This is a genomic window from Nocardia sp. NPDC050175, from assembly GCF_044459885.1.
In the GTDB taxonomy this organism is placed as follows: Bacteria; Actinomycetota; Actinomycetes; order Mycobacteriales; family Mycobacteriaceae; genus Nocardia.
This window is the reverse complement of sequence record NZ_JBITJI010000006.1, coordinates 665,135-673,971: the sequence shown is the minus strand read 5'-3', so window position 1 is coordinate 673,971 and position 8,837 is coordinate 665,135. Positions and strand designations below refer to the sequence as shown.

The following is an 8,837-nucleotide window of genomic DNA, read 5'->3' as shown; positions in this document are numbered from 1 at the left end:
CACAACCAGCACGCCCAGCCCAAACGCGAGTTCGCCGTCAACTCCAAGATCCGGTTACCTGATTACCTACCGAAGGTTGCTTGACGAGGCACTAGTTGCGTGACCTCGTGGCGCCGAGCATTCGACGAACCGGCTGTGTTTACCGGTGCGTCGCGCGAACGAGGCACGCCTAAATCGGAGCCGAGGCCACGATTCGGTGCCTCCGCCGCAGTCGAGAGTTGGCCAGCAGGTGATCGCTGTCGACAGGACTGGCCGAGGCCATGGTGGCGATCAACGACCTCTGGCGAGGAACCGCACCTGTTTCATCGTTTCCGCAGGTCGAGTCGTGTGTTTAGCGTGTGTGTCCCCCTCTAGACACAGTGGAGGCCGGCATCCTTTGCGCTGGGGGCAATGTCAGCCTTCTGCCTGTGCGGGTGGGTTGGTTGGCGGGCTTGGCTCGGATGAGGTTGTTCTCTTGGTCGGTCGTTCAATTTCGATCGGGCGGAGGTGGTTCGGTCCGGTTTGATCGACCTGGTGTGTTCGAGCGATATCATCAGCGCGGACGCGGTGTGGCTTGCGAGAGCTTGGGGCGTGGGCGGTGGTGCCGCGGGTGGCCTTTCAGCATCGGAGTAGGACGAGCATGGTCGCGGAACCGAAACGGATTGTGGTTGATCCGGGTGTGGCGGAGCGTGGTCCGACTGCGTTGCGGATCGCGGTCGGTGGTCAGTTGCGCCGGTTGCGTGAAGCGTGTGGGATTACGCCGCAAGCTGCGGGGGATCATATTCGTGGTTCGTATGCCAAGATCAGTCGGCTCGAGCTGGGCCGGACGGGGTTCAAGGAACGCGACATTGTGGATCTGCTTGCCCTGTATGGGGTTAACGACGCAGCGCAACGAGAGATGTTCGTGGATTTGGCGCTCAAGGCCAATGAGCAGGGTTGGTGGCATCGATACAACGATCTGTTGCCGCAGTGGTTCGAGACCTATCTCGGGTTGGAAGGTGCGGCGCGCACGATCAGAACCTATGAGGGACAACTGATTCCGGGGCTGTTACAGACCGAGGACTATGCCGCCGCGGTTGTCGAGATGGGGCAGGAGAGCAACGAAGCGGCGCGGCGCGTTGAACTGCGTACCAGGCGTCAGGAGGTCCTGGATGTGACTGGTGGCCCGATGCTGTGGGCGGTGCTGGACGAGGCTGTCCTGCACCGGCCGGTCGGTGGCGTCGATGTGCAGCGTGCGCAGATCGAGCATTTGGTGCAGATGTCGGCCAAGTCCAGCGTGACGATCCAGGTGCTGTCCTACCGTTCCGGTGCCAGCGCGGCGGCGGGTAGTTCGTTCACCATGTTGCGCTTCGCCGAGGGGGATCTGCCCGACGTCATCTATCTGGAACAGCTGACTACCGCGCTGTATTTGGATCGATGGGACGACGTCCTTCTATATCGCGGTGTGATGGATCGGCTCGCGATCCAGGCGGATACACCGGAGCGGTCCCGAGCGCTGATGATGGCTGCCGCCTCAGCGCTATAAGACGCGTCCTTCTCTCGTCTCCCGATTGCGCCGCGTGTCGTCCTTGGGGGAGATGGCGTAGCGCAACCACACTGGGCAGCGTTCGGAACATCGGGTGTGGCGGAGTGTCGGTCGTAATGCACGGGGCCGCGAAGGGGTCTGGGGTCGAGTGCACGTCGGGTCGGTACCCGTGCGCTGAGCCCGGCAGCAGATGGTCGGCCGGGCACCCGGCAGACTGAGGGAATGGGTTCTGGTTCGTCAGCTCGGCCGTCGCCCGCGGATCTGGCCGCGGCGCAGGACAAGACTATTCCCGATCTGATCGGGCCCGGCTTGCATGTGCTGTTCTGCGGAATCAATCCGGGCTTGTGGTCCGGGGCCACCGGATATCACTTTGCTCGTCCGGGAAATCGGTTCTGGCCGGCATTGCATCGGTCCGGCTTCACGCCGCGCCTACTGCAGCCCGACGAACAGCGAGAACTGCTCGCGCTGAGCTTGGGGATCACGAATGTGGCCGCACGCACGACCGCCAAAGCCGAGCAACTGACCCCCGACGAACTGCGTGTCGGCGGACGCGCCCTGGTCGATCGGGTCGAGCAGTATCAACCCCGAGTGCTGGCTGTACTCGGTATCGGCGCCTACCGCACGGCTTTCGGTCGTCCGCGCACTACAGTCGGTCCCCAAACCGAGCGGGTCGGTGATACCGCGGTGTGGGTGCTGCCCAACCCTAGCGGGCTCAACGCCCACTACACACTCGACGCTCTCGCCGCGGAATTCCGCGCGCTGCGCGAGGTGGTCGAAACCGGTTGACCTACTTCCGCGCGAATTCGCGTGGTGCAGGCATATTTCGTAGATCCTGGGGAAACGTGGCGACCATATCGGTCGCTGGTCTTTGCCGTCGTCCGGTTAGCGTCTGCGCCGGATGCGGTTCGGCGGGCGTCTTTTCTGTGGTCAGCGCGTGTGTCCCTCTACTGGCGCAGGACAAGAGCGTAGAAGGTCGCGGCGAAAAGGATCGTGCCGATCAGCAGAGACCAGGCAAAGACTCGGAATCGTGGCAGAGCGTATCCGACGATGATCGATACGATAGCCGAAGCCGTGATCGGTACAACGAATACATCCAAGAACTCGTTGGTGATGACCGGCGTCAATCGCTGTACTGCCACCCAGCACAGTGAGCCGACAATTATTCCAGCAACAACCATCAGGAAGGAAGCCGGTGCGGGCACGCTGTTGCTCCGTTGTGTTCTATCTACCCAGTTCACATAATCCCCTTCGCGATAGCAAGGCCTCTTACGGAGCTTTCCGGTGCGGTATTGCGATTCGCCGAGCTTTCTGAGATCAGTTATGTGTCAAGCATTCCCGAGCTTTCTGCACCAGCGGATCGCCGTCCTGTACGGGGATATCGCGATTCGGCCAGTCCGTCCACTGCTCAGCCGACGGGGATATCGCGGCCAGCGAACTAGCCCGGCCGTCGACTGGTGCATCGTGCGATAAAGCCTGTCCGCGTTGTGGTTTCGGTGAGTTGGTGCCCAATCCCCATACTCCGTCGATGGTGGTACCGTCCGGCAGTTGGAAGCGCATCACGATGATGTAGTAGTTGGTGTAAGGAACCGATTGTCGGGATCTTGCGAAGGGGTTTTCGATAGCGTTCGCGGCCTCGGGCGTGATCGGACTCGCCGATGATCGAGTCATGATCAGGTTTGTCAGGCTGTCGTCGACGCGAAGGCAATCATCGGGCTCGCGGACCTCGGTGACGACCGCTACCACCAGGGCCGCTGCCGCGACAAGCGCCATCCCCGCGTAGACCGAGGTCTTCTTGGGTCTCTCCAACCCGTCTCCACTCCATCGTTTCGATCGAACCGAAAGTATTTGCCCGCCTGCGCCACCGCCGATCGGTGGCGAACGCGATGCTTACTCCTGGGCGCAATCGTCGTCGACGACGGCCGGATTCGTGCGATCGAGGAGGTCGGCCCTGCCTGGTCGAGGTCCGCTGCGATCTGTGCGCCCGGCCTCCGATCGCCGGCTCGGACGGCACCCGGGAGCCGGACCTGACAGGGGCGTGTGCCGACACTCAGGGCGGGCTTTGGCGGCTGCGGTAGGCCGCGACGCTGGCCCGGTGCGCGCAGGTTCGGGTGCAATACTGCTTCGAGCCGTTGCGTGAGAGGTCTGCGAAAGTGGCCCGGCAGGTCGGTCCGGCGCATACGCCGAGACGGGTCGGACCGAGCGTGGCGATCACGGAAGCCAGTGCGCTGAGCGTGGTTACGGCGAGGTGTGCCGAGTAGTGGTCGGTGTCGGAGGTGACCTCGGTCCACCAGCGGTCGTGATCGTGGCGCAGCGCGGGGGTGGCGCGGTTGCGACGCAGGCCGTCATTGATCAGGGCTGCGGCCCCAACCGGGTCGGTGCTCGCTTGTTCGAGCACGGCGCGAACCGTCTCGCGCACTGCGCGGACCTCCGCTAGGTCGGCGCGGGTGAGACGCTTCCGCATGCCGGCCCATCGGTCTGCGGCCGAATTCGGAGGCTCGACCGGCGAATGATCGTCGAAGAAGTCCCGGAGTTGCTCCACGGTCTCGAGCGCGTCCTCGCCCTTGATCGGCCTCGAGGTGTTGGCGAGATCGACGGCCGTCTGGACCGCCGAGGCGTTGTTACACGCATTAATCATTTGACGTGTCTCCTCGCTACTCCGTAATGTGACATCCATAGTAGCTTTCGCGTGTCACCATTTGTGGGAGGAGACGACGATGCCGCAGACGATCCCGTCTGAAAGGGCCCGCAGCGGCGAATCGAACCACGCGCCAGACGGGCGCTGGCTGGGGCTGATCCTGGGGATGTTGGTGCTGCCACAGTACGTAGCACTGGGCGCACCGTCTGTGGCGCTGCCGGCCATCGGCCGTGCGCTCGGGGTGCCGTTCGGGGCCACGGCATGGATCCTCGCCGCATGGTCGCTGACCTCCGCGCTCGCGATGCCGGTCGCGGGTCGGCTGATGGCCCGATGGGGTCCCTTCCGGGTACTCGTCGTCGGGGTCGTGGCACTCGCCGCGGGCTCGGCGCTCGCTGGAGCAGGACCGACGCTGCCGGTCGTGATCGTCGGTCGACTGATCGGTGGTGCCGGAGCCGGTGCGACCGTGATCGCCGTCTTCGCCGTGGCCACCGCCCTTCCAGGGCGGGAACGGATCCGCGCGCTGGGAATCATCGCAGCCGCCAGCGCGACAATGTCGGCGTGCGGGACCCTGTTGGGCGGGGCGGTCACCGCATGGCTGGGGTGGCGTGCCGTGCTCGCGATCCCGGTCCTCGCACTGCCCCTCCTGCTGGTCGCATTGGCGGGCAGGCGCACGTTCACGGGGATCGGTGGCGAGCGGGACGGCTCGGCCGGGCGACTCGACATCGTCGGCGTGGCCGTGCTGTCGGTTCTCGCCGGCTCGTTGATCACGTTGCTGCAGGCACATTCGGTCGGCCTGCCCGCTCCGGTCACGCTCGCCGTGGCTGCGGCCGGGGCGCTCGCCGCCGTGGGACTGTGGTGGCGCGTGCGACGCACGCCCGACGGGTTCGTGCCTCGGCGGGTGATCGCGGCCCGCGGCTTCCTGTCGGCCGGGCTCGTCGGCGGGACGATCTTCGCCGGTTACTACGGGGTGCTGTTCCTTGCCCCGTCCCTGATCGAGCAGGCCACGGGCGGCGGCCCCCTCGTAGCCGGCGCGCTCTTGGTCCCGGCCGCCGCCTGCTCGGTGCTGGCCGGGCGGCTGGTCGGCACCGCGACCGACCGGTTCACCGGGTGGCAGGTGTCGGCCGGGCTTGCGGCACTCACCGTCGTCGGCGTGCTCGTGGTCGCGGTCTGCAACGGGCCGATTCCGATCGTCGTCGGCGCGGCGCTGACCGTGTGTGGCTTCACCGGTGCCCAGGCCGTATTGGTAAGCCTCGCACCGGAACTGGTCGCCGCGCGCGACAGCGACACCGCACAGGGCTTGCTCAACTTCATGATCTTCCTGGGTGGCGGGATCGGTCCGGCTGCTGTCGCGGGACTGTCCGGCATAGCGTCGGTGCCGGTGGCCCTCGCCGTGCTCGCGGCACTGCCCCTGGCCGGACTCGTCCTCAGCCTGACCCGGCGCCCTGGCGCCGAACCTGACCACACGCGGGGGAGCCGGCGATGACGGTCCACACCTCCGAGCCGGTCGACGGCTTCACTCTGTCTGATAACGCCCTACCGAGGAAGAGAGTCCGCTATGGCCGCCGCGCCGTTTGAGGTCAGCATCACCGACGCCGAGATCGCGGATCTGCGTGAACGGTTGCGACGGACGCGGTGGCCCGAGCCCGAGCCGGTGGACGACTGGTCGCAGGGGTTGCCGCTGGCTTATGCGCAGGAGCTTTGCCGCAGCTGGGCCGAGGACTACGACTTCGGGTTCGCCGCGCGGCTGAACGCTTTCCCGCAGTACCGCGACACAATCGACGGGCTGGGCATCCACTTCCTACACGTCCGCTCGCCGGAGCCGGACGCATTCCCGCTGGTGCTCACGCACGGGTGGCCGGGTTCGGTGCTCGAGTTCCTGGAGGTCTTGGGCCCGCTGACCGACCCGCGCGCGCACGGCGGAGACCCGGCGGACGCGTTTCACGTGGTCGCGCCGTCGTTGCCCGGGTATGGCTGGAGTGACAAGCCGTCGACGACCGGGTGGGGCGTCAAACGCATCGCGCGCGCCTGGGACACGCTGATGGTCTCGCTGGGTTATGAACGGTACGGCGCGCAGGGCGGGGACTGGGGTTCGGCGGTGTCCGGCGCACTGGGCGAGGTGGCGCCCGAGCGGGTCGCCGGCGTGCACCTGAACCTGGGGTCCGTGGCGGCGGGCACGTTCGACGACCCGACGCCCGCGGAGCTGGCGAACCTCAAGGCCGAGAAGGAGTTTCAACGCACCGGCCGGGGATACTCAGCCCTCCAGGCGACCCGGCCGCAGACCCTCGGCTACGGACTCACCGACTCTCCGGCAGGCCAGGCCGCCTGGATCGCCGAGAAGTTCTGGGCCTGGACCGACAACAACGGCCATCCCGAGGACGCGGTGTCGCGGCAGCAGATCCTCGACGAGATCTCGGTCTACTGGTTCACCGCATCGGCCACCTCGTCGGCGCGCCTGTACTGGGAGAGCTTCGCCAACTTCCGGGACAAGGTCACCGCGCCATCCGGGCTGTCTGTCTATCCCCGTGACATCACCCGTCCCTCGCAACGGGAGGCCGAGCAGCGGTTCACCGACCTGCGCTGGTTCGAGGAGCTGCCGCGAGGTGGCCACTTCGCCGCGTTGGAGCAGCCGGAGTCGCTGGTCGAGCAGGTGCGCGGGTTCTTCCGCCTCGTCCGCTGACCGTTCCTCCCCGGGAAGCCCGCGTTCGGGGGATGGTTCTGCCCGCCTCCGGTCGCCCACCCGCGCCGCGCCCACCTGCAAGGGCAACGCGTACATCGCGCCACAGTCCGAAAGACCCAATGCCGCACCGAGTAACGGCCACCGCCGATGGATCACCGCCAAGTCGTCGATGAACACGGGCATCCCGCTGATCGCCGCCTCGGTGCCAGGTCCTTCACTGACTGTCGCTTGACTCTTCGATCCGCTCGGCGACAGAGTCGCTGGCGCACAACGCTTCCCATCCCGTCTCCTCGACATTCACCGCGATCGCTGCCCGCTGAAACGGCAGTACCTGCAGGCAGGCCTGGCATATCCGTTCCGCCAACGACATCGGGTACCGTCGCCATCGCCGCGAAGAACCGTGACGGCTCAACGGCAGTCGCGACGCTGACCTCGAGAGCTTCATGGCCCCAACGGCTTTCGTGAGGTTGACGCCCGTTTTCGATTCGGTATAGCTGGGCCGAGTCAACGCGCCTCCAGGCGGCGACATCGAAGGCCGGACGGCGGTCGAGCTGATAGCAGCCCTGTATTACCCCCGGCCGGATCGGCGCAGAATGCTTCCGCGCGGTACCGATGGACTGGACGTCGGCGAGGCCTGGGGAATATTGACCGGACGGGCGTGCCGTGGGAGTCTCGGGCTGTGCCACCGCTCGGCTGCCCGGAGGAGCGAGAGATGAGGCATCGGATTTTCCCGTCGGCCGACGCGGGTCCCAGGACCGCAGCCGGACGCGGGGGCGGCGCTGAGCTGACGCATCCGGTGGTACGGACCGGCTTCGACCTCTTCGCTGCCGACGGCTATCAGCTGGTGGCAGGCAAGAAATTCGGGATCATCGCCAACCCCACCGCGATCGAGAGCGACTTCACCCACGAGGTCGACGTCATGCACGCCGCCGCGGCGGTGAACCTGACCGCGGTGTTCGGCCCGGAGCACGGCTTCCGCGGGACCGCTCAGGCCGGCGGCGGAGTGGGCACCTACACCGACCCGAAGACCGGGCTTCCGGTCTACAACATGTACGGCGCCGACGTGGCCGACACCGTGACGCTGGTACGGCAGTCCGGGGTGCAGGCGCTCGGCTTCGATATCCAGGACGTCGGCGCCCGGTTCTACACCTATATCTGGACGATGTACCTCGGTTTGGCGGCGGCGGCAGTGCTCGGCATCCCGTTCATCGTGCTGGACCGCCCTAACCCGCTGGGAGGTGCCAGGCCCAGCGGCCCGGTGATGCGTCCGCAGTTGGAGACCTTCGTCGGCATGAAGCCGATCTGCCAGCAGCACGCAATGACGGTCGGCGAGTTGGCGCTGCTGTTCAACGACCAGTTCGTGCCTGCCGATGCCGGGGGCAGGAAGGCGGAGCTGACCGTGGTCGCGATGCGGGGCTGGCGCCGCGGCATGTACTACGACCAGACCGGGCTGCCCTGGGTGATGCCGTCACCGAACATGCCCACCTCCGACACCGCGCTGGTGTATTACGGGCTGTGCCTGTTCGAGGGCACCAACCTGTCCGAGGGGCGGGGCACTACCCGTCCGTTCGAGCTGGTCACCGCCCCGTACATCGACTACCACTGGCTGGACACGCTCAACGCCGAGCTGGAAACCAACGGCCTGCACGGAACCGGGTTCCGCGAGGAGTACGTGCGGCCGACCTTCGACAAGTACGAGAACACGGTGTGCGGCGGCCTGCAGTGCTACATCACCGACCGCGGCTCGTTCGACGCCATCACCACCGCGGTGGCCATGCTGGTGACTGTCCGGCGCCAGTATCCCGGCGGCTTCGGCTGGCAGTACCCGGGGCGGGACGCGATCTGGGTGGACAAGCTCTCCGGCTCGGACTGGATCCGTACCTCGGTCGACGCAGGGAAGGACACCGCCGAAATCGTGGCGGGCTGGCAGGCCGAGCTCGCGGAGTTCGCCCGACTTCGAAAGGAGTACCTCATGTACCGGGAGGATGACCCATCGTGAGACGACGCCAGTTCGCGACCCC

8 protein-coding genes are annotated in these 8,837 nt (G+C 66.3%); 5 read left to right on the top strand and 3 right to left on the bottom strand.

Translation table 11 applies throughout. The features are described from left to right. Positions 1-619 precede the first annotated feature (619 nt). Both ACIBK2_RS23930 and mug read left to right on the top strand, forming a co-directional pair. A complete protein-coding gene (locus ACIBK2_RS23930; RefSeq protein WP_396969921.1) occupies positions 620-1,504 on the top strand; it encodes a helix-turn-helix domain-containing protein in 885 nt (294 codons plus the stop codon). Between the two features lie 222 nt (positions 1,505-1,726). Further along, positions 1,727-2,290, top strand: a complete 564-nt coding sequence (mug, locus tag ACIBK2_RS23925; RefSeq protein ID WP_396969919.1) for a G/U mismatch-specific DNA glycosylase — start codon at positions 1,727-1,729, stop codon at positions 2,288-2,290. A 158-nt stretch (positions 2,291-2,448) separates the two neighbouring features. Here the strand turns inward: mug and ACIBK2_RS23920 are convergent, their stop codons facing one another. The 3 genes from ACIBK2_RS23920 to ACIBK2_RS23910 form a co-directional block, all read right to left on the bottom strand. Beyond that, complete coding sequence (locus tag ACIBK2_RS23920; protein WP_396969917.1) at positions 2,449-2,706, bottom strand: hypothetical protein; 258 nt, start codon at positions 2,704-2,706, stop codon at positions 2,449-2,451. Positions 2,707-2,818: 112 nt separating this feature from the next. Further along, positions 2,819-3,310 (bottom strand): hypothetical protein, encoded by a 492-nt coding sequence (locus ACIBK2_RS23915; RefSeq protein WP_396969915.1) that lies wholly within the window; start codon positions 3,308-3,310, stop codon positions 2,819-2,821. Positions 3,311-3,551: 241 nt separating this feature from the next. After that, a complete protein-coding gene (locus tag ACIBK2_RS23910) occupies positions 3,552-4,139 on the bottom strand; it encodes a CGNR zinc finger domain-containing protein (protein WP_396969913.1) in 588 nt (195 codons plus the stop codon). A gap of 79 nt (positions 4,140-4,218) precedes the next feature. Here ACIBK2_RS23910 and ACIBK2_RS23905 point away from each other — a divergent pair, with 79 nt between their 5' ends. From ACIBK2_RS23905 to ACIBK2_RS23895, 3 genes are all read left to right on the top strand, one after another. Further along, entirely contained in the window at positions 4,219-5,622 is a 1,404-nt protein-coding gene (locus ACIBK2_RS23905; protein WP_396969911.1) for an MFS transporter, read from the top strand. Between the two features lie 72 nt (positions 5,623-5,694). Further along, a complete protein-coding gene (locus ACIBK2_RS23900; RefSeq protein ID WP_396969909.1) occupies positions 5,695-6,816 on the top strand; it encodes an epoxide hydrolase family protein in 1,122 nt (373 codons plus the stop codon). Between the two features lie 712 nt (positions 6,817-7,528). After that, positions 7,529-8,815 (top strand): exo-beta-N-acetylmuramidase NamZ domain-containing protein, encoded by a 1,287-nt coding sequence (locus ACIBK2_RS23895; protein WP_396969907.1) that lies wholly within the window; start codon positions 7,529-7,531, stop codon positions 8,813-8,815. The last annotated feature ends 22 nt before the right edge of the window (positions 8,816-8,837 follow it).

Coding starts and splice junctions, on each gene's coding strand:
- ACIBK2_RS23905 (WP_396969911.1), top strand. CDS start 4,219: ATGCCGCAGACGATCCCGTCTGAAAGGGCCCGCAGCGGCGAATCGAAC.
- ACIBK2_RS23895 (WP_396969907.1), top strand. CDS start 7,529: ATGAGGCATCGGATTTTCCCGTCGGCCGACGCGGGTCCCAGGACCGCA.
- ACIBK2_RS23900 (WP_396969909.1), top strand. CDS start 5,695: ATGGCCGCCGCGCCGTTTGAGGTCAGCATCACCGACGCCGAGATCGCG.
- mug (WP_396969919.1), top strand. CDS start 1,727: ATGGGTTCTGGTTCGTCAGCTCGGCCGTCGCCCGCGGATCTGGCCGCG.
- ACIBK2_RS23930 (WP_396969921.1), top strand. CDS start 620: ATGGTCGCGGAACCGAAACGGATTGTGGTTGATCCGGGTGTGGCGGAG.
- ACIBK2_RS23910 (WP_396969913.1), bottom strand. CDS start 4,139: ATGATTAATGCGTGTAACAACGCCTCGGCGGTCCAGACGGCCGTCGAT.